The sequence below is a fragment of the Brevundimonas sp. UBA4553 genome, assembly GCF_002387245.1.
Lineage (GTDB): Bacteria > Pseudomonadota > Alphaproteobacteria > Caulobacterales > Caulobacteraceae > Brevundimonas.
In genome coordinates, this window is the sequence record NZ_DGLD01000012.1 from 20,794 (window position 1) to 41,463 (window position 20,670).

Genomic DNA, 20,670 nt, shown 5'->3' on the forward strand with positions numbered 1-20,670 from the left:
ATCCCAGGGTGAGATAATGACGCCGACCGACCTGAAGCACTGGGACGATCTGGACCGGAACAAGTTCCGCGACGAGCGCGCTGTCGTCGCTGAACTGCTGGCCAACCCTGGCCTGACGACGGCCGAGCGCGCCGATGTGTTGCGCGACGCCATCGCCCTGGTCGATCAGGCCCGCGCCAGCCAGAAGAAGCAGGGCGTGGTCGAGAGCTTCCTGCAGGAATTTTCGCTCGGCACCCGCGAGGGTCTCGCTCTCATGTGTCTCGCCGAGGCCCTGCTGCGGACCCCCGACGCCGACACGCGCGACCGCCTGATCGCCGAGAAGATCGGCTCGGCCGACTGGGCCTCGCACATGGGGCAGTCGGACAGCCTGTTCGTCAACGCCTCGACCTGGGGTCTGATGTTGACCGGCAAGCTGGTCGACGTGGACGAGGAAGCCAAGACCGATCTGTCGGGCTTCCTCAAACGCATCGCTGGGCGTCTGGGCGAGCCGGTCATCCGTCAGGCCGTGGCCACCGCCGTCAAGATCATGGGCGAACAGTTCGTGGTCGGCCGCACCATCGAGGCGGCCCTGAAGCGCTCGGACCGCGAGGGCTGGCTGTGCAGCTTCGACATGCTGGGGGAAGGCGCCCGTACCGTCGCAGACGCCGAACGCTATGAGAAGATCTACGCCGACGCCATTGAGGCCGTGGGCAAGACCGCCAAGGGCCAGGGTCCGGAAGCCGGCCACGGCGTGTCGGTCAAGCTGTCAGCCCTGTCGCCCCGCTATCAGGCGGTGCAGGAAGACCGGGTCTGGGGCGAGCTCTATCCTCGCATCCGGCGCCTGGCCCTGATCGCCGCCAAGTACGACATCAACTACACCATCGACGCCGAAGAGGCCGACCGTCTGGCCCTGTCGCTGAAATTGTTGGAACGGCTGGCTCGCGAGCCGGAACTGGGCGACTGGAAGGGTCTGGGCCTGGCCGTTCAGGCCTATCAGAAGCGCACGACCGAAACTGTGCAGAAGCTGGCTGAACTGGCCAAATCCTCAGGCCGCCGCCTGATGGTGCGTTTGGTCAAGGGCGCCTACTGGGACACCGAGATCAAGCTGGCCCAAGTCAACGGCCGCACCGACTATCCTGTCTTCACCACCAAGCCCGCGACCGATCTCAACTACCTGGTCTGCGCCAAGGCGCTGATCGAGGCCTCGCCTTACATCTACGCCCAGTTCGCCACCCATAACGCCCACACCCTGGCCGCCGTGCGCCGCATGGCCCGCGACCGCAACGTGACCATCGAGCACCAGCGCCTGCACGGCATGGGCGAGGCCCTCTATGACGCCGCGCACGAGGCCTGGGCTGACAAGCAGGTCATCGTCCGCGCCTACGCCCCCGTCGGCGGCCACGAAGAACTGCTGCCCTATCTGGTGCGCCGCTTGCTGGAAAACGGCGCCAACTCCTCCTTCGTCCACGCCCTGCTGGACGAGCGCGTTCCTGCGGCCGCTGTCGCCGCCGACCCTATCACCGCCGTCGAGGCCCAGCCCGACCGTCACCCCAGGATTCCGGTTCCCATGAACATCTACGGCGATCGTCAAAACTCCCTCGGCCGCGACTACTCGCAGGCCGCCGACCGTGAACGCCACGCCAAGGCTCTGGAGCGCGTCGACAGCGAGAAGCTGACGTCCGGCCCCATCATCGGCGGTAAACTGCGGGCAGGCGTGAACCCGCAGGACGTGACCAATCCCTTCGACCGCTCGCAGGTTCTGGGTCATGTCTCCGAAGCCTCGGTCGAGGATGTGGACGCCGCCGTCATGGCTGCCGCCAACGCTCAAGTCGCCTGGGACCGCATCGGCGGCGCTGGTCGCGCGCCCGTCCTGCGCGCCATGGCCGACGGCCTGGAAGCCGACATGGACCGTCTGGTCGCCCTGCTGTCGCGTGAAGCGGGCAAGACGCTGAACGACGGCGTGGCCGAGGTGCGCGAAGCCGCCGACTTCTGCCGCTATTACGCCCTGCTGGCCGAGCGCGACTTCGGCGGCGCCCAGACGCTGAAGGGTCCGACCGGCGAGACCAATCAACTGGTCCTGCATGGCCGTGGCGTCTTCGCCGCCATCAGCCCGTGGAACTTCCCTCTGGCCATCTTCACCGGCCAGATCGCAGCCGCTCTGGCCGCCGGCAACGCCGTGGTCGCCAAGCCCGCCGAGCAGACCCCGCTGATCGCCGCCGAGGCTGTCCGCCTCTTCTACAAGGCCGGCCTGAACCCTGACCTGCTGGCTCTGGTCCCCGGTCGCGGCGAGATCGTCGGTGCGGCGCTCACCAACCACCAGGGCATTGATGGCGTGGCCTTCACCGGCGGCACCGACACGGCCAGCGCCATCAACCGCGGTCTGGCCGCGCGCCCCGGCGCCATCATCCCCTTCATCGCCGAGACCGGCGGCCTGAACGCCATGTTCGTGGACACCACGGCGCTGAAGGAACAGGTCATCGACGACGTCATCCTGTCGGCATTCGGCTCGGCCGGTCAGCGTTGCTCGGCCCTGCGCATCCTTTATGCACCCAAGGAAGCCGCCGACGCCCTGATCGAAGGCCTGAAGGGCGCGCTGGCGACCCAGGTCTTGGCCGACCCGACCGATCCGACCACCGACATCGGCCCGGTGATCGACGCCGAGAGCCGCGCCAACCTGGAAGCCCATGTCGCGCGCCTGTCCAAGGAGGCCAAGATCGTCGCCCGTGGCGAACTGGCCCCCGGCGCCGACAAGGGCGACCTGTTCGCCCCGACCATCGCGGAAATCCCCACGCCCGACTTCCTCGAGCGCGAGGTCTTCGGCCCGATCCTGCACGTCTATCGCTATGACTCGAAGGATCTGAAGTCGGTCGCCGCCAAGCTGGCCGCGCGCGGCTACGGCCTGACTCTGGGCGTTCACAGCCGCATCGAGGCCTTCGCCGACGAGGTCGTGCGTCTGGTCCCGGCGGGCAACGTCTACGTGAACCGTTCGATCATCGGCGCCGTGGTCGGCGTGCAGCCCTTCGGCGGCGAAGGTCTATCCGGCACCGGCCCGAAAGCCGGCGGCCCCAACAGCCTGATCCGTTACGCCGCCGAGAAGGCCATCAGCGTCAACATCGCGGCCCAAGGCGGAGATCCGGCGCTGCTGAACCTGTAAGTATGGAGGGGTCTGGCTATAAATCGAGAAAGACTCAAATCGGACTCACGAAGTTTCCAGATCGGCTGCCTGTACGTCCCGTCTTCGGGCGTGCTAGGCAGCGACACGCCGCCTTTGGCTGAGGCTATTTATGAACGCGCCGAGTATGTATTTGGGGTCCATTTCAAGGCAGTTCAGCATCATCAGGGCGCTGATGATGCGCGAGATGGTCACTCGGTTTGGACGAGAGGGCTTGGGTTTCCTATGGCTCATAGGCGAGCCGCTGATGTTCTGTGGCGGCGTGTTGATCATGTGGTCGATCATCAAGCCAAGCTATGAGCATGGGATCCGCGTAGGCCCATTCTTGATGACTGGCTATATGTCGCTTCTACTGCTTCGACATCAGATCAGCTATCTGCAGGGCACCATTCAGGGAAACATAGGTATTTTGTACCACGGCAAAGTAAAGGTGTTTCATCTATTCTTTTCTCGAATAGCATTGGAATTCTGGGGTGCCACCGGCGCGTTCTTGTTTGTTTACATAGTTTTGATCATTCTAAATCAGGTTGGCCTGCCAAAGGATATTCTTTTACTTTATTCTGGGTGGGGCCTTATGGCGCTCGTCAGTTGCGGTACTGGGCTTGTTATGGCAGGGGTTTCATTAAGGTCGGAAATTGCTGAACGTATAACCCCGCTGCTGACCTATCTTCTTATCCCGATCTCTGGGGCCTTTTTCATGGTTTCGTGGATTCCAAGCCAGTACCGAGATCTTTATCTTTTGATCCCATTCCCGCATGCAATCGAAATGATCCGGGCGGGGGTTTTTGGCGAGTTCGTGGAAACCCACTACAACCCCGTGTATGTCTTTTGCTGGGCTGTCGTGCTTAATGTTTTTGGGCTTCTTCTGGTGTCGGATGCCCGTGATCGTGTTGATATTGAGTAAGATGGATGTGGATAGCCTTATGGAACTGAAATGACCCAGTCCCGCCTCGAGTATCTTGGTCCCTCGGCGGGGCAGGCTCCGAGAGTTGGGCCCACGATTTGGACCCGGCTTCCGATCGCCTTTATCGTTGTCGTGGTCGTCCCCACGCTTCTGGCGGCCATTTACTACCTGCTGATTGTTACGCCGCGCTATGTGTCTGAAGCTCGGTTTGTCGTTCGTTCTGCTCAATCAGGGGGGCCGGGCGCCATCGGCGCCGCCCTGCAAGGGGTTGGATTGGCGCCCGCTCAGGTTGAGACCTTTGCGGTTCATGAGTACGCGACCTCTTCAGACAGCATTCGCAGCCTCAAGCAAAACTACAATCTTGCAGAAATCTATGCGCCGCGCGGTCTGGATATGCTGTCTGGGTATCCTCGCCTTGGCGAGGCCGCCAATGCGGACGCGCTTCAAAAGGCCATGCGACGGTATGTGGCTGTTGGTTATGATTCGACGACGGGCATAAGCACAATTCGTGTCCAAGCTTTCCGACCTGCCGATGCGCGCAATCTGACGGCGGCTTTGTTGGAGAGCGGAGAGGCGCTCGTAAATCGGCTTAATGAGCGCGCGACGAATGATGCGGTGCAAGCCGCACGTCAGGCCCAGGCGCGGGCGACCGAGCGCCTTGCCGAGGCTCAGAGTAGCATGACGGCGTTCCGCAGTGAGGAGCGCTTTATTGACCCGGCGACCACGCTGAATCCCACCAGTCAGGTGGTCGGTAGCCTGATGGCTTCAGTTGCGCAGTTGCGCGCGGAGCGTGATCAGGTGGCGCGCGAGGCGCCGCAAAGCCCACAACTCGCGGTGCTAGACGGCAGAATTGCGGGTCTGGAAAAGCAGATCGCGGGTGCCCAAGAACGTATGACCGGCGGAGCGGAATCTTTGGCTCCGCAGGTCGGGGCCTACGAGCGCCTGGTCTTCAACCGGGAACTCGCGAGCCGTGAGTTGGCCAGCGCATCTGTTGCCTTGCTCGCTGCCGAACAGTCGGCAGGCCAGAAGAAGCTCTACCTGGAGCGCATCGTTGAGCCGAGCCTTCCAGAGGCTTCGTCGAAGCCTCGCCGCTGGTTTTCCATTCTCTCAGTTTTCGTGTCCACGCTGTTTGCCTACGGTCTTGGCTGGTTGATCTGGTCCGGTGTTCGCGAGCACAGGCAGGATTGATGTCGGACTCGTCACCCGAAGTTCTCGGGCTTAGGGTCGAGGGTCTGGGCATGACCTATCGCTCTGCGTCTCGTCCGGTCTTTTCTGGACTGGAGTTTGACCTCGCTCGGGGGGGCAGGCTCGCCATTCTGGGGCGAAATGGACAAGGGAAGTCCACGCTGATCCGTATCCTTGGTGGGGTGATGTCACCATCCGAGGGACGACTTCATTGGAGTATGACGTCGTCCTGGCCCATCGGTTTTGGGGGAGGATTCCAAGGCAGTTTGACCGGGATCGACAACATCCGATTCATCGCTCGATTGTATGACAAGCCCTATGCCGAGTTGCGTGATCACGTCGATGATTTTGCCGAACTTGGGCGAGCTCTTTATCGACCGGTGAAGCACTATTCCTCTGGTATGAGGGCGAGGCTTGCCTTTGGCTTGTCGCTTGCAATTGAGTTTGACTGCTATCTCGTCGATGAGGTTGTCGCTGTCGGGGATGCGCGGTTTCAGCAGAAGTGCCGAGACGAACTCTTTGATAGGCGTCAGCAGAGAGCCTACATGCTGGCGTCTCACAGTGAAGATTTGGTGCGCGAGCAGTGCGACCGCGCCCTTCTGATTGAAGGCGGACGTGCCAAGGTTTTCAGTAATATAGATGAAGCGCTCGACATCTATAGATGGCTCAGGGCGAGTTGATTTTCCTGGGTAGGCGATAGTTTTATGCAGCGCTGTATTCTTCTTGTGCACTCAGCGCAGAACGCTGAATGGATTGATTATCTCGACGCGGCAATGAGATGCTGTGGCCTGGAGCTTATGCTTGTCGGAGAAGAACCGCCGGTAAGAGACGAGGCTTGGGATAGGCGCGTTTTTGTTGCGTTCCACCAGTCGCATCTCACGCCGGCTTCAGGTGCAAGCCGAGCGGTGATAGCGGCGACCCCGGTCGATTGGGACGGCGCCATCAGTCCACACGATCTGGGCAGCGTTCGCAACATGACCGCTGAGTACGCGGCCGCTCTCACTTGGCCGGCGGACGTCTACGTTACGGACGAAGTCGCCATAAAGGCGGCTCTTGCTGCGACGGAGATCGAACTGTTCCCTGGCGTCTTCATCCGGCCGCCGATGCCCAAGAAGGATGAGGGTCTCCGAGAAGGGCGACGTGTTGCAAGGGTTGCAGAGTTGTTTCGCCATGGCCTGCCCTCGGTCGGGCGCGGGACAGGGTGGGATCCTGGCTTTCTTACAGCTCACTCCTACCGGGGAGACCCGATCGATGCCGGTGCGCCAATAGATATGGCTGGCCCGCCGCGGGCCCTGGTCAAAGGTCCGTATTTTACCCTCACTCCGGGTCGGTGGGAGGTCACGATCCAGTTCTCGCTCGACGAGTTGGGTTCTGGCAATGACCTGCGGATAGAGTGGGGCCCTCCCGAACAATTTGTCTCTGTTCGAGCCCGGCCGAAATTAGCCGGATTGTATCAAGCCGTTCTGGAGCAGGAATGGAGGGAGGTCGGATTCGCCGAGCTCATCGTCGAGCTTATGAACGGTTGCATAGGCGGGACCTTCAAGCTTTTGAAGGTGGATGTTAAGCTGATCGAGGGGCCCAGCGCTGTTCTGAGATAGGCGTGATGTAGGAACAAGGTCGTCTGCAGAAAGGTGAAAATCCCATCTGCGTAGCGCTGGTGTCTGACGAGCCGATAGATGATTGTGCGCGACGGGAACTGTGGCTAGGACATCATCTGAATGATGGTTGGAGGTTGAATCAGTGAGTTTTTTCCCAGATTGCCGCTACGGGGACGCGGGGGGCTACGCCAAAGAATATTTTAAGCTTCTGGCGGATGCTGCGGCGACTGTGGACGGTGGCGCTTTGGACGATGCTGCGCAACTTCTAGCGAGTTGCTCCGGTAGAGGGGGCATGATTTTCTCATGCGGCAATGGTGGTTCTGCTGCGATCGCCAATCATCTTGTGTGCGACTGCATGAAGGGTGTGCGCTCTAACAGCACGCTGCGTCCGCGCGTGCATAGTCTCTCCAGCACGGTTGAGACGATTACAGCGATCGGCAACGACATCGGCTACCAGGACGTCTTTTCGTTCCAGCTCGAGTCTTTGGCTCGCTCGGGAGATGTCCTGGTGGCCATCAGTTCCTCCGGCAGTTCGCCGAACATCGTCAATGTTTTGGAGATGGCGCGGTCGATGAGTGTTTCCACGATCGCTATGACGGGCTTTGATGGGGGGCGGGCTTCAGAGCTTGCCGATGTGAGCCTGCATGTCGCGTCGCAGAACTACGGTCTTGTTGAAGACGTGCACCAGTCTCTTATGCATATTCTGGCGCAGTACCTCCGCCACTCGCATCTTGAAGATGGTGCGATCCTCGGTCAGATCAAATTCTGACGAGTGTCGTCACGGCCAAATCATGCGGACGGGGGATGCGTGAGCATTGAGTCATACGTAGTCGGCCGCGGCCTGGTTGTGGGCGCGCGGGATCGATGGAGTGCGTTGCCGCCAAGCGCCGACGCGTGCTTTGTCGACAGGTGTGACCTCACGCAACTGCGATTGGAAAATCCGGCCTGGAGAGAGGCGGCGCTATCTCCGGTCGATGTTGTCGATAAATCGGGCGAACTGTCGATGATCACGGGTCGATCGGTCGACTATGTCATCGACTGGGGGGCAAGGCCCGAGCAGCCTGACTGCTCCGCGCGGCTCTTAGCGGCTGCTAGGGTCTTGAAGCCAGGCGGCGCGTTGCTCTTGCCCGTCCGTGACAGTCGATACAGCGGGACGTTTGCAGGTCAAAAGCGTCGGGATCCCGTAGTTTGCGACGAGGCGGTGTCTTCTTTCCCCTCCTTTATAATAGACGTCGTGAATGTTGCGCGCTCTTGCGAGGCTGTTCTCGCTATTGAGGTGCTGACGCGACATGGCGAACTCAATGTCGCGGTCCTTCGTCGTGTGAGCGACCTGTCGCTACACGCTCCGGCGATTGTTTCCTGTGGCTCACATGTCTACCTGATGGACGGACTGTATCTGCGTCACATCACCAGTCTAGGCGCGCTTGAGCGCCTGCGGTCGGCTCACCTGCCGATGTTTGAGATCGAAGCGGCCGAGAGGTCGCTATTCGCTGACGGGAGCCCTCTCCATGAAGGGGGGGTGTCGGCTCTTCTCGCCACAATGGGCACGAAACCATGAGCAACAAACTCGATCCCAAACACCATGTTGTGCTGGTTTCCGACTCTGGCCCGATCCCTTCTTATTACGTGCGGTTCCTCGACCCGATCGGACTGGTCACTCAGAATTACAATGTCATGCCGGTGTATGAGGCCGGTGCCGAGGTCGTTGCGGGCAGAGCGGACCTCCTCGTGGTGCAGCGTTGGCTTGGGGATTCTACCCTACGAATAGTCGAAGCTGCCAAGGAGCGTGGCGTTCCAATCGTATATGAGACGGACGATAATCTGCTCGATCTACCCAAGGCTTCGGGCATGGTCATGTCTGAAGGCCATATAAGAAATATCGAGTCTGTACTGTCCATGGCAGATTTAGTTGTTTGTTCGACGAATTCCTTATCTAAGGAGATGATCGATAGAAACGAAAACATCGTTGTTATAGGCAACTATGGGCTCGATAAGCCGGCGGTCAACGTTGGGGGCGATCCGCATCTTGCCGTAGTAAATACGGATTATTTTAAGCTCGGAGATTCTAAGGCCTCATTCTTCAAGGCTTTGTCTCAAGCTATTGAAGATTTGAAATACAAAATTACGTTTTTCGGCAGTGTTGATGCCGAGATGACGGCCATGCATGCTCGCTTCCCTGAGGCGGTCAGCATTGTTGATGGCTTTATCGATAATCGTTCTGCATTTTTGGATTTGCTAGCAGCGCGTGGCGTAAATGTTGCCGCTGTTCCATTAGACGACACTGATCAGCATCTCATAAAATCGGATATAAAATTCTTAGATTTTGCCTCTCTTGGCGTGCCGGCTATATTCAACAATAGCCGAGTGTACGCGAGTGTCCGCCATGAGGTGGATGGGTATCTTACGGAAGACAGTCAAGCTGGATGGTTTGAGGGTCTTGAGTATTTCGCTCATCAAGCAAACAGGAAGCGCTGTGGTGCGGCGGCTCGCAAGGTAGTCGTGGAGACGCGAGGTATATCCCAGTACGCTGATCGGCTATCTGAAGCGTACGCTCGTGTGCTCGATAAAAAGATGGGTAAAAGCGCGTTGCCGCCTATAGACCGAGATCGATCAGGGCTTTTCTGGCAGGCTGGCCATCTCGTGCTTTTGCATGATGGCGTGAAGCGCCACGTAACAACCAAGCCGTTGATTGCTGATCTAGTTGACGCAGGTTTTGGTTTTGTCGACCCTCGTCCTGAGGAATATCTGCTTCAGATGGCCTCGAAGCCTCTGAGCAATCCAGCTCAAGTTAGGGCCTTGCCGCCTCTTGCGCGCCGAACCTCGTCACGGATGCCGATCTCGCCAGCATCGGGTCGACCTTTGACGATATCGTGGATTGTGCCGGGTCTTATCATCGGTGGTGGTGGGCATAGAAATATTATTCGATGTGCCTATCACTTAGAAAAATTGGGTCATCGAGTCAGTCTTCACTTCATCGACTCCGCCGATAGCGGAGAGGTCGTTAGGGAGCAGGTTCGAGAGCATTTTTATCCTTTCGATGGGCACGTTGGTCTGCTCGGCGAGGACTTGCCTCCTAGCGATATTGTGTTCGCTACGCACTGGACGACCGTGGCTCATGCCGAGAGGTTTTCTGACCGCATAGGTGAGATTGTTTATTTCGTTCAGGACTTTGAACCATATTTTTACTCTATGGGCTCAGAGTATGTCATGGCCGAAAATACTTATCGGAAGGGTTATTACGCCGTAACATCAGGTATATGGTGCGAGCATTTCCTTAGGAATGCCTACGGCGGAGAGGCTGATCATTTCCAATTTCCCATTGATAGGGAGATTTACTTCAATCGAAGTGCTGTGCGGCGGAAAGATCGGGTTATATTCTTTGCGAAGCCGGAAATGCCGCGTCGGTGCTACGAGCTTGGCGTGCAGGCGCTCCGGGCGCTCCACAAGCTCCGTCCCGACATCGAAATCGTCTTCTTCGGCTCATCCCATCAACGCCCTGTGGACTTCCCGGTCCTGCAACTGGGGATGCTGCCCGGTCCACACGATCTTGCGAAGCTCTACAATGAGGCGACGGTTGGTCTGGCCTTCTCGACGACCAACCCCAGCCTAGTGCCCTACGAAATGATGGCGTGTGGGCTGCCCGTAGTCGATCTCGCCCGGCCGGGGAATGAGACGAACTATGATAACGGCTTTGATCTCGCTCGCCTGGTTGATCCCGATCCTCTGAAAATGGCGCAGGAGATAGCGGCGTTCATTTCAGATTCTGACGATCTCAAGGGACGGTCGGAACGTGGGCTGGCCTTTGCCGCGACCTTCCCTGAAGAGGAAGGGGTTGGGCGTCGTATCGAGGGGTTGTTGATGAAACGGGTGCAAGCTTGGGACGATCACGCTCTTCGTCGCGCGACAAGCGCGCCGCCGGCGATCGCCAGCTGAATATTCAACGACCCGCTCATCGTCGGTGATGCGGGTGGACGGTTAAACGGACGACAGACAAGTCATGGCACCCTTCAAAAAGCGCGTTAGGTCGCGCCCTTCGGCCGATGTTCTGCGGGCTCGTATCATCCGGGAAAGCAAGCTGTTCGACGCTTCCTGGTACCTGAAGCGATATCATGATGTCCTCCAGGCTGGCGCCGACCCGGCGCTGCACTACCTTCGGCATGGGGGAGGGGAAGGTCGCGATCCGGGCCCCGATTTCAGCACGCGCTATTATCTGACGAGCAACCCGGACGTGGCGGCAAGCGGTATGAATGCGCTGCTCCACTATATCGAGCATGGCGAACGTGAGGGGCGCAAACCCAGCCCGTCTGCGAGCGGTCAGGCGAGTGCTATCGATACACTGGCGATTTCCGGCCTATTCGCGGGAAGCAAATTTGAAGAGTTGTCCATCGTGGATCCGGGCGAGATTGCCCGTTTCCTCATGCGCTCGGCTACGCCTGCAGAAAAGCTGGCTCGGGTGGATGAGGCGCGCTTTTCGCCAAAAATTTCGATCGTCATCCCCATTTACAATACGCCGCCGCGTTTCTTCCGCGAAATGCTGCAGTCTGTCTTTGCCCAGACCTATGTGAACTGGGAGATCTGCATGGCGGATGATGGCTCGTCATCTCCGGCCACGATCGCCATATTTGACGAGGTGGCGCGGTCTCACGACCCGCGCATCAAGGCTGTCCGTCTTGAAAAGAACGTTGGAATCGCTGGTGCTTCGGACGCAGCTTTGGCGCTGGCGACCGGCGAGTTTGTCAGCTTCCTCGATCATGATGACCTGCTGACCCCGAATGCGCTGTCGGAAGTCGTGCACTGCCTGCGGGATGATAAAGGTCTCGACTTCATCTATACTGACCATGTCATGGTTGATGAGGACGGTTATCCGAAGCACTTTACTCACAAGCCGGAATGGTCGCCGGAGTTCTTGCTGTCCACAAACTATGTTGTCCACTTCAAGGTCGTGAGAACGAGCCTGCTCCGCTCGCTCGGCGGGCTAAAGAATGAAATAAACAACGTACAAGATCTTGGGGTTACCTGCACATTGGCTGCGGCGGGCGCGCGGGTGAAATATCTGCCGAAGCCGGTCTATCTCTGGCGGGCGCATCGCACCTCGGTGGCGCTTAGTACTGAAGCCAAGCAGGGTATCGAAGGCTTGTTGATGCAGGTCTACGATCGTCACCTTGGACAAATCGGGGTTGAGGCCAAGCAGACTTGGCCGGTTAGGTACAGGAGCTCCCGCACGGGGGTGTTCCAGATCGAGTTCACCGGGCCGTCGCCTAGCGTGGCGCTAGTCCTTATCGAACGAGGGGTTGGCGACGATGAGGCGAGCATACGCGCGCGATTCGAGCCGCTGCTGGGCCCGTCGGTCGAGTTGCATGTTGTGTCGTTGGCGAAGGCGGGGCCTGGCACAGTCGGCGTAGCCATCGAGAGCGACGCCGCCATGCTGGACTTTGTGCGCTCCTTGACTGCTGAGGTTGTCGCGTTTTCGACCACGACGGCCCAGTATATGGGCATCGACTGGGTGTCCCGTCTTGCGGGCTACACTGTAATGGACGACGCAATCGGCGCCGCTGGCGGAAAGGTTCTGGATCCCTGGCTTCAGGTCGTGAGCGGCGGAATGTTTGTCGACGCGGCGGGCGAGTATGCGACGATTGCCGGCGGGCGTTTCGATAGCGAGCCTGCGCACTGGTTCGTTGGACAGGTCGCGTCGAACGTTGACGCCATATCATCCCAGATGATGGCGACGCGGCGCCTTACTTTGATCGAGGCGGGCGGCATCAAATTCCACACCTTCGGCGACGCGGCTGGCGCGGCCTACAGTGCCGAACTGGTGCTGAAAGGGTATCGCATCGTCTATGATCCCCATTCACGCCATTGCGATAGCGGGCGGGTTTCTGCGCCACCTGCGGCTTGGCCTCGTCTGCGTGAACTAAGCCGCAAGGCTGCTAAGATGCGTCGCTATCGAAAGTTGGGAGCGTGATCGCTATGCGTCGACATGTAATTACTGGTGGCGCGGGCTTCATCGCCGTCACACTCGCTCGGCGCTTGTTGGCTGCGGGGGACACAGTTGTCGCACTCGACGATTTGTCTCGTGGACGGCGAGAGGCGATCGCGGAATTCGAGAGCGATCCTAGCTTTGCCTTTCATGTAATCGACTGCAGCGACAGCGGCGCCATGATCGCTCTGTTCGGTCAGTTGGGCACCATAACCGACGTTTGGCATCTCGCGGCCAATTCGGACATTCCGGCTGGTATCGAAGACCCAACGATTGATCTCGAGCGAACCTTCTTGACGACTGTCGCTACCTTGGCGGCGATGAAGGCGCACAATGTGCCGTCGCTGCACTTTGCGTCGAGTTCGGCAATTTATGGCGACCTCGGCGATCGGGAGATTTTTGAGGACATTGGTCCTCTCCATCCGATCTCCAATTATGGCGCGATGAAACTTGCATCCGAGGTGCAGATCCGGGCGGCTGTTGAAGCCTACCTGCCTCGCGCGGACATCTTCCGCTTTCCCAACGTGATCGGCGTGCCGGCGACGCACGGAGTGATCATGGATTTCATGATTAAGTTGCGAGAGACGCCCGGTAGCCTTGATGTCCTCGGGAACGGCACGCAGCAAAAGGCCTATCTTCATGTTGAGGATCTGATCGATGGGATGCTGCATATCGCCAATCTTGAGGGGCGCTACCTCGTCTACAATATCGGTCCTTCTGACGACGGGGTGACGGTCCGCTGGATCGCCGAGACGGTGCGCGACTACGTGGCTCCTGACGCGGCGATCCACTATGGCGAGGGCGCGCGCGGTTGGGTCGGCGACGTGCCGCGGTTCCGCTACTCGTGCGCTCGCCTTCAGTCGACGGGGTGGCGTCCTCGCCTTGGGTCGGAAGATGCGGTCCGTCGAGCTGTGATTGAGATCGCTGCACAGTTCGCAACTGAAACGCCGGTCGCGTAATGCAGGCGGTCATTCTCGCAGGGGGCAAGGGCACCCGGTTGGCTGAGCGCTTGGCCGGTAAACCCAAGCCTCTGGTGGAGGTGTGCGGAGTGCCGCTGCTCGAGCGCCAAGTGCGGATGCTTGAGGCCCACGGTGTCGATGACGTCGTCGTCCTAGTGAACCACGCAGCGGATCAGATTCGGGATTTTTTCTCGGCTAACGAGTTTTCGGCCAAGGTTCAGATCGTGGATGACGGCGAACCACGGGGAACCGCTGGAGCTGTTCTTGCCTGTCTCGATCTTCTGCAGCCGAGATCGCTAATCATCTATGGCGACACCCTGTTCGATATCGACGTGTCACATATGGTCGCTGCTCACGTCGCCGCTGGCGCGGAAGCCACCCTGTTGTTGCACCCCAATGACCACCCCGCTGACTCGGACCTGGTCGCGCTCGACGCCGACGGATTTGTGAGCGCCTTCCATGCTCACCCGCACCCGATCGACGCATACCGTCGCAACCTCGTAAACGCCGCCTTCTATGTGGTGGAGCGTGAGGCGCTTCTTCGCTGGCGGGACATACGGGTTCCCAGCGATTTCGGGCACGATCTGTTTCCGGTGATGATCGAGGCGGGCCAGCGCCTCCTGGGCTATGTCAGCGCGGAATACATCAAGGATCTCGGCACGCCGACCCGTCTGGACAAGGTGGAGCGGCATCTCTTGTCGGGACTGGTCGAGGGGGCGAGCCGGCGTCGACCGCAACGCGCTGTATTTATCGACCGCGACGGGACCCTGAATCAGCCTGCCGGACATATAGCCACGCCGGAAGCTATCGAGTTGATACCGGGGACTGCTGCAGCCTTGCGCCGTCTAAACGATACGGGCGCGCGCACCGTCCTGATTACGAACCAGCCCGTTATTGCACGGGGGGAATGTGATCTAGCGACGCTCGACAGAATCCACGGACGACTGGAGGCGTTGCTTTCTGAGGCCGGGGCCTACCTGGACCGCATATTCGTCTGCCCGCACCATCCCGATGGAGGCTATCCGGGCGAGGTCGCCGCACTCAAGATTGCCTGCGACTGTAGAAAGCCGGAGCCGGGGATGGTCGAGGCGGCGATCGCCGAGGTCAATATTGACCGGCATCGCAGCTGGATGGTGGGGGACAGCAGCAGAGACATGAGTATGGCTCGGCGGGCCGGTCTTCTGTCCGTGTTGGTGCAGACCGGTGAAGGCGGGCGTGACGGGGAAGAGGGAGGCGATTTCGACGTCGAGGTGGCTGATTTTGCCGACGCTGCTGATTTCATTGTCGATCGATATCCGTCCCTGGCCCGTGCTGCGGCTGCGTATGTGGCAAGCATTCGGCCAGGCGATATCCTCCTCGTGGACGAGACCGAAGCCGTTGGGCTGGCTGCAGTGCTTCGAAATGAACTGCAGTCATCCGGTCAGCTTGCTGTCACTCCCATGACAGGGCGGAAGCGCGGTCTTGAGCCTTCGCTTGCAGGGCGACTGGAGACGCTGGATGGTCCCGACGCCGGTGTGATTTTCATCCTGCATTGGCCTGCAGACATGCCGCCGCCTAATACTCAACGGCGCATCCAGCGGATTCGTCTGACAGACATGACAGAAAGCCTTCCCTCGTGATTATCAGTAGAACGCCCCTACGTATGAGTTTCGTCGGCGGCGGAAGTGATCTTCCGAGCTACTATCGTCGTCACGGGGGAGCAGTGCTTAGCACTGCGATCAATAAGTACATCTACGTCAGCGTTAATCAGAAATTCGATGGCGGAATTCGACTTGCTTACTCGAAGGTCGAGGAAGTCGATAATCTGGCTCAGGTCGAGCACCGCCTGGTGCACGCCACCTTTGAAATGCTGGGCTTGAATGGCGGTGTCGAGGTCACGACGACCGCTGATATTCCTGCTCGTGGCACGGGCCTCGGATCGTCGAGTTCTTTCACGGTGGGTCTGATCCAAGCCGTGTCGGCCTACCAGGGCAACCATACGTCCGCTGATGAGCTTGGGCGGCGTAGCTGCGAAGTCGAAATTGATCGGTGCGGTGAACCGATCGGCAAGCAGGATCAGTATGCTGCGGCTTTCGGGGGGTTGAACCTCATCGAATTCAACGAGGACGACAGCGTCCGAGTGTCCCCAATCATCATGAAGCGTGAGGATCGCGACATGATCGAACGACGCATCATCGTCTTCTATACGGGCATCACCCGAAGCGCGTCGGGGATATTGCAGAAGCAGTCCGAAGAGGCTGAAAGCGACGTACGAAAGCAGGCTGTGCTTAAGCGGATGGTGGATTTGACCTATCATCTCCGAGACGAGTTTGCTCGTGGACAGATCGATTCACTCGGCGAGATCCTGCACGAGAACTGGATTCTCAAGAAGTCTCTTACAGAGAGCATCAGTTCGGAGCAGATCGACGGCTGGTACGATGCGGCGATCAAGGCTGGCGCCTTGGGCGGTAAGCTTCTGGGCGCCGGAGCTGGTGGTTTCCTGATGTTCTATGCGCCCGTTGATCGTCACGAAGCGATCGCGCGGGCGGTCGGGTTAAGGCAGATCGATTTCGGTTTCGAGCCGCTCGGAAGCAGGATCCTATTTTATAATCCGGGATGAAGGCTGACGACCTTTGCGTTGACGCCATGTGTCTCGGTTGACTAGGCTCACGCTAAGTTGTGGCGTTGGGTTTTGTTTGGCTGCTTGGGGTGAAACTATGAATCTTCCAGAACGCGTACTTTCCGTAATCGCGGCTTACGATGCAGCCTCGGGCTGCTATCGGCGAGAAGATGGGTCTCTTGATCCTTGTCACACCGAAGTCGAAACGCTCGAGATGTGGAATGGCTTGCTCAAGTGTATAAAGCCAAAAACTGTCGTTGAGACGGGTGTATATTTCGGTCTGTCAACTTGTTACATAGCGGCCGCCCTGAGGGACTCGGGCGTGCAGGATGCTAAGGTCTATTCGATAGACCCGTGGGACCTAGATCACTACTGGCGTGAGTCTGACCTGGAGCAATATATTGAATTCTTGCAGATGACGACTCAGGAGGCTGCTCCCAAGTTGGCTGGCCTTGAGATCGATGTCCTCTGTATAGATTCAATCCATACCTATGAGCAGTCGAGTTGGGAGCTGGCGACGCTAGAACCCCAGGTCCGAGAGGGAGGGTATATTATCATGCACGATAGCCTCTTTTTCGACGGCGTAGGCCGGACGGCCAAGCATCTCTACGATAGCCCGCGTTTTGAGGTGATGACCTTCGAAACGCCTCGAACCAGCAGAGTTCCAACCGTCGATTCGCCGGTGCCTATGGGGTGCACCATAGCAAGGAAGATCCGGAACGGCGCTCCCTTCACGCGTGATCCTGCATGGCTACCTGTGCCGGAGGGCCTGCCGGCGGGCCCGCTTCCTCTTTTGCGTCTTGATGCCTTGATGCGATCTGGGGTGTAAAAAAAGGGGCCGCGAGGCCCCTTTTCCGTCTTCCGGTCAGGCATCGCCAGCGGTTCTATCCGTTAGAGATGATGCCCCGAAGATACGCGCCATATGCGCTCTTTCCTAGCTTGTCGGCCAGTTCTTCGAGTTTAGCGGCGTTGATGAAGCCCTTCTGGAAGGCGACTTCCTCGGGGCAGGCGATTTTGAAACCTTGGCGCTTTTCAAGAACGCGAACGAACTCCGCCGCCTCCAGGAGGCTATCCGGCGTGCCAGTATCGAGCCAGGCGTAGCCGCGGCCCATGATCTCAACCGATAGCTTGCCGCGCTCAAGGTAGATGCGGTTGATGTCTGTGATCTCCAGTTCACCGCGCGGCGATGGTTTGAGATCGCGAGCAATTTCGACAACGTCGGAATCGTAAAAGTAGAGGCCTGTGACGGCCCAATTCGACTGCGGCTTCGCTGGCTTCTCTTCGATGGAGACGGCGCGCATCCGCTCATCGAAAGCGACTACGCCGTATCGTTCGGGATCATTGACGTGATAGGCGAATACCGTTGCGCTGTCCGGTCGGCTCATGGCGCTGGTGAACAGGTCGGTGATGCCGTGGCCATAATAGATGTTGTCGCCGAGGATCAGGGCTGACGGATTGTCCCCCACGAAGTCCGCGCCGATGATGTAGGCCTGAGCCAAGCCGTCGGGGCTGGGCTGGACAGCGTACTGTATCTCCATGCCCCACTGCGAGCCGTCTCCCAGAAGCGCTTGGAAGCTGGGCACGTCGCGCGGTGTTGAGATGATCAGCACCTCGCGGATGCCGGCCAGCATCAGCGTCGATAGCGGATAGTAGATCATCGGTTTGTCGTAAACCGGCATCAGCTGTTTCGACGTGACCAGTGTCATGGGATGCAGGCGCGTGCCGGACCCTCCGGCCAGGATGATGCCCTTCATGCGGGGGTCCCTTCAGCGTGCAGTTCGGTGATGATTTCGGAGACAGCCATCTGCCAAGGGCGGGGTGCGATCGCATAATCGCGGGTCAGTTTCTCGGTGGACAGGCGAGAGTTCGACGGACGCTGCGCTGGCGTTGGGTAGTCGACTGAAGGGATGCCCTCCACGGTGGCGGACGGGCCGCCAGTTGCGGCGCTAAAAGTGAAGATCTGCTGCGCCAGTCCGGCCCAACTGGTCTCGCCGGCATTGACGAAATGATAGATGCCGGTTGGCGCGTCGGTGTCCGCGATCATCTTCAAGGTGATGGTCTTCAAAGTCTCTGCGATGTCGCGTGCCGAGGTGGGGCAGCCATGCTGGTCCTCGACGACGCGCAGGGTCGGGCGATCGGCGGCGAGACGAAGCATGGTCTTCAGGAAGTTGGACCGGTGGACGCTCAGGACCCAGGCCGTGCGCAGAACGACTGAACGCGGATTGCCGCTGCGGACTGCGAGTTCCCCGGCCAGTTTCGAGGCGCCATAGACGCCCAGCGGGCCGACGGGATCGTCCTCAATGTAGAGTGTCTCCTTCGCCCCATCGAACACATAGTCGGTGGAGACCTGGATCAGCGGGACGCCGGCCTTGCGGGTCACCTCAGCCAGGACGGCGGGGCCTATGGCGTTGGCGGAGAAGGCGGTCGCGATCTCATCTTCGGCCTTGTCCACGGCGGTGTAGGCACCCGAGTTGATTACGGCGGCGAAGGGCGTTTGGGCGAAGGCGGCCTTGACCGAGGTGATGTCGCCAAGATCCATCTCCGCCCGCGTCGGGGCATGGATCACGACGTCCTCGGGCCAATTGGCGGCCTGCAACTCCAGCCCGACCTGGCCGGCCCCGCCTGTGATCAAGATGTGAACTGGCTCAGCCATGGGCTACGCCCAGGCGCTGGGTCGAATAGCGGGCGTCGAGGATGTCCTGCCACCAATCCTGATTGTCCAGATACCAGGCGACCGTCTGTGCGATGCCCTCTTCGAAAGTCACCGACGGGGTCCAGTCCAGGTGGGTGCTGATCTTGGACGCATCGATGGCGTAGCGTTGGTCGTGGCCTGGTCGGTCGGTCACATAGGTGATTTGGTCGGCGTAGGCCTTGCCGTCGGCCTTTGGCCGCAGGCGATCCAGAATCGCGCAGATGGCCGTCACCACCTCTATGTTCTTGCGTTCGGCGTTGCCGCCGACGTTGTAGGTCTCGCCGGGCGTGCCGGTCTCAAACACGGCCTGTAGCGCGCGGGCGTGATCGTCGACGAACAGCCAGTCGCGTACGTTGGAGCCGTCGCCATAGACCGGCAGCGGCTCGCCGTTCAGGGCGCGAATGATGATCAGCGGGATCAGCTTCTCGGGGAAATGATAGGGGCCGTAGTTGTTGGAGCAGTTAGTCACCAAGACCGGCAGGCCATAGGTGTGACCCCAGGCGCGGACCAGGTGGTCCGATCCGGCCTTGGAGGCCGAATAGGGCGAACGGGGATCGTAGGCCGTTGTCTCGGTGAAGAAGCCGTCTTCGCCCAAAGACCCAAAGACTTCGTCAGTCGAGATGTGGTGGAAGCGGAAGGCGGCCTTCTGCGCCTCAGGCAGGCTTTGCCAGTAGCCCAAGGTCTGGTTCAGCATGACGAAGGTGCCGACCATGTTCGTCTGGATGAAGGCGCCGGGCCCGTCGATCGAACGGTCGACATGGCTCTCGGCTGCGAGGTGAGCGACGACTTCTGGCTTGAACTCGTGCAGGGCGCGAGACACGGCGTCGGCGTCGCAGATGTCAGCCTGAACGAAGCTGTACCGGCGATCTTGCGCCACCGGCTCCAATGAACTCAGTACGCCGGCATAGGTAAGCTTGTCGAAGACCAGTACTTCATGGTCGGTGTGTTCAATCAGACGTCGCACCAGAGCCGAGCCGATGAAGCCGGCGCCGCCGGTAACCAGGATACGCATCGGGTTTCTCTCAGTCAGAGTGCAGCCAGCGGCTCAAGGGGCTGGCCATCATATTCAAAGGGGCTGTCGAACTCGGCCAGGGTCGGCAGGATCTTGTCCTTGTCGGACAGGACGGCCCCTGAGGCTGGTAGAGGCCAGTCGATATTGATGGTCTGATCGTTCCAGACGATGCCGCCGTCGCAGTCCGGCGCATAAACATCGGTCACCTTGTAGGCGACTTCCACGTCTGGCTCGAGAGTGATGAAGGCGTGTCCGAAGCCGACGGGCACGAAGAGTTGTTCTCCCCCCTCAGCAGTCAGCTTGGCCCCTACCCACTTGCCATAGGTAGGCGAGCCGCGCCGCAGATCGACCGCATAGTCCATAATGGAGCCACGCACGCACCTTACCAGCTTGGCCTGTGCGTGCGGGGGGCGCTGGAAGTGGAGCCCCCGAATGGTTCCTGTATTCGCCGAGAATGATTGATTGTCTTGCACGAAGTGGACATCGAAGCCGGCGGCCCGACCGCGAGCCTCGGAATAGGTTTCCATAAACCAACCGCGAGCGTCTCCGAAGCGCGGCGCGCGAAGAAGGGCAGGAGTGGAGTTTTTCATGCC

At 59.4% G+C, this 20,670-nt stretch carries 16 protein-coding genes; 12 read left to right on the plus strand and 4 right to left on the minus strand.

Annotated elements, in window-relative coordinates:
* Nucleotides 1-16: 16 nt before the first annotated feature.
* The 12 genes from putA (at nt 17) to B4A39_RS07490 (ending at nt 17,202) form a co-directional block, all read left to right on the plus strand.
* Nucleotides 17-3,133 (plus strand): bifunctional proline dehydrogenase/L-glutamate gamma-semialdehyde dehydrogenase PutA, encoded by a 3,117-nt coding sequence (gene putA, locus B4A39_RS07435; protein ID WP_292034925.1) that lies wholly within the window; start codon nt 17-19, stop codon nt 3,131-3,133.
* 145 nt (nt 3,134-3,278) lie between these two features.
* On the plus strand, nt 3,279-4,055 hold the full coding sequence (locus tag B4A39_RS07440) for an ABC transporter permease (protein ID WP_292034927.1): 777 nt from the start codon (nt 3,279-3,281) through the stop codon (nt 4,053-4,055).
* Nucleotides 4,056-4,085: 30 nt separating this feature from the next.
* Nucleotides 4,086-5,243 (plus strand): chain-length determining protein, encoded by a 1,158-nt coding sequence (locus B4A39_RS07445; protein WP_292034929.1) that lies wholly within the window; start codon nt 4,086-4,088, stop codon nt 5,241-5,243.
* Between the two features lie 50 nt (nt 5,244-5,293).
* Nucleotides 5,294-5,920 carry an ABC transporter ATP-binding protein gene (locus B4A39_RS07450; protein WP_292034931.1) on the plus strand — a complete coding sequence of 209 codons (627 nt, stop codon included), beginning with the start codon at nt 5,294-5,296 and terminating at the stop codon, nt 5,918-5,920.
* A 24-nt stretch (nt 5,921-5,944) separates the two neighbouring features.
* Nucleotides 5,945-6,838, plus strand: a complete 894-nt coding sequence (locus B4A39_RS07455) for a hypothetical protein (RefSeq protein ID WP_292034934.1) — start codon at nt 5,945-5,947, stop codon at nt 6,836-6,838.
* A 142-nt stretch (nt 6,839-6,980) separates the two neighbouring features.
* Nucleotides 6,981-7,607 (plus strand): D-sedoheptulose-7-phosphate isomerase, encoded by a 627-nt coding sequence (locus B4A39_RS07460; RefSeq protein ID WP_292034936.1) that lies wholly within the window; start codon nt 6,981-6,983, stop codon nt 7,605-7,607.
* 785 nt (nt 7,608-8,392) lie between these two features.
* The gene (locus B4A39_RS07465; protein ID WP_292034937.1) at nt 8,393-10,771 is read left to right on the plus strand and encodes a glycosyltransferase; all 2,379 of its coding nucleotides are present in this window, start codon (nt 8,393-8,395) and stop codon (nt 10,769-10,771) included.
* A gap of 64 nt (nt 10,772-10,835) precedes the next feature.
* Nucleotides 10,836-12,800 (plus strand): glycosyltransferase, encoded by a 1,965-nt coding sequence (locus tag B4A39_RS07470; protein WP_292034939.1) that lies wholly within the window; start codon nt 10,836-10,838, stop codon nt 12,798-12,800.
* Between the two features lie 5 nt (nt 12,801-12,805).
* Entirely contained in the window at nt 12,806-13,774 is a 969-nt protein-coding gene (locus B4A39_RS07475; RefSeq protein WP_292035002.1) for an NAD-dependent epimerase/dehydratase family protein, read from the plus strand.
* A complete protein-coding gene (locus B4A39_RS07480; RefSeq protein WP_292034942.1) occupies nt 13,774-15,393 on the plus strand; it encodes an HAD-IIIA family hydrolase in 1,620 nt (539 codons plus the stop codon). The genes B4A39_RS07475 and B4A39_RS07480 overlap by 1 nt, the downstream gene beginning before the upstream one ends.
* Before the next feature lie 23 nt (nt 15,394-15,416).
* Nucleotides 15,417-16,373: a hypothetical protein gene (locus tag B4A39_RS07485; RefSeq protein WP_292034944.1), complete on the plus strand. Its 957-nt coding sequence runs from the start codon at nt 15,417-15,419 to the stop codon at nt 16,371-16,373.
* 97 nt (nt 16,374-16,470) lie between these two features.
* Nucleotides 16,471-17,202, plus strand: coding sequence for a class I SAM-dependent methyltransferase (locus tag B4A39_RS07490; RefSeq protein ID WP_292034946.1), 732 nt, complete (start codon nt 16,471-16,473; stop codon nt 17,200-17,202).
* A gap of 55 nt (nt 17,203-17,257) precedes the next feature.
* On the opposite strand, the gene rfbA is transcribed toward B4A39_RS07490, so the two are convergent.
* From rfbA to rfbC, 4 genes are read right to left on the minus strand one after another with little or no spacing between them, the layout of a single operon-like run.
* Nucleotides 17,258-18,127, minus strand: coding sequence for a glucose-1-phosphate thymidylyltransferase RfbA (gene rfbA / locus B4A39_RS07495; protein WP_292034948.1), 870 nt, complete (start codon nt 18,125-18,127; stop codon nt 17,258-17,260).
* Complete coding sequence (rfbD, locus tag B4A39_RS07500) at nt 18,124-19,026, minus strand: dTDP-4-dehydrorhamnose reductase (RefSeq protein WP_292034950.1); 903 nt, start codon at nt 19,024-19,026, stop codon at nt 18,124-18,126. The genes rfbA and rfbD overlap by 4 nt, the downstream gene beginning before the upstream one ends.
* Entirely contained in the window at nt 19,019-20,077 is a 1,059-nt protein-coding gene (gene rfbB / locus B4A39_RS07505) for a dTDP-glucose 4,6-dehydratase (protein WP_292034952.1), read from the minus strand. The genes rfbD and rfbB overlap by 8 nt, the downstream gene beginning before the upstream one ends.
* Nucleotides 20,078-20,091: 14 nt before the next feature.
* On the minus strand, nt 20,092-20,667 hold the full coding sequence (gene rfbC / locus B4A39_RS07510) for a dTDP-4-dehydrorhamnose 3,5-epimerase (protein ID WP_292034955.1): 576 nt from the start codon (nt 20,665-20,667) through the stop codon (nt 20,092-20,094).
* Nucleotides 20,668-20,670 lie beyond the last annotated feature (3 nt).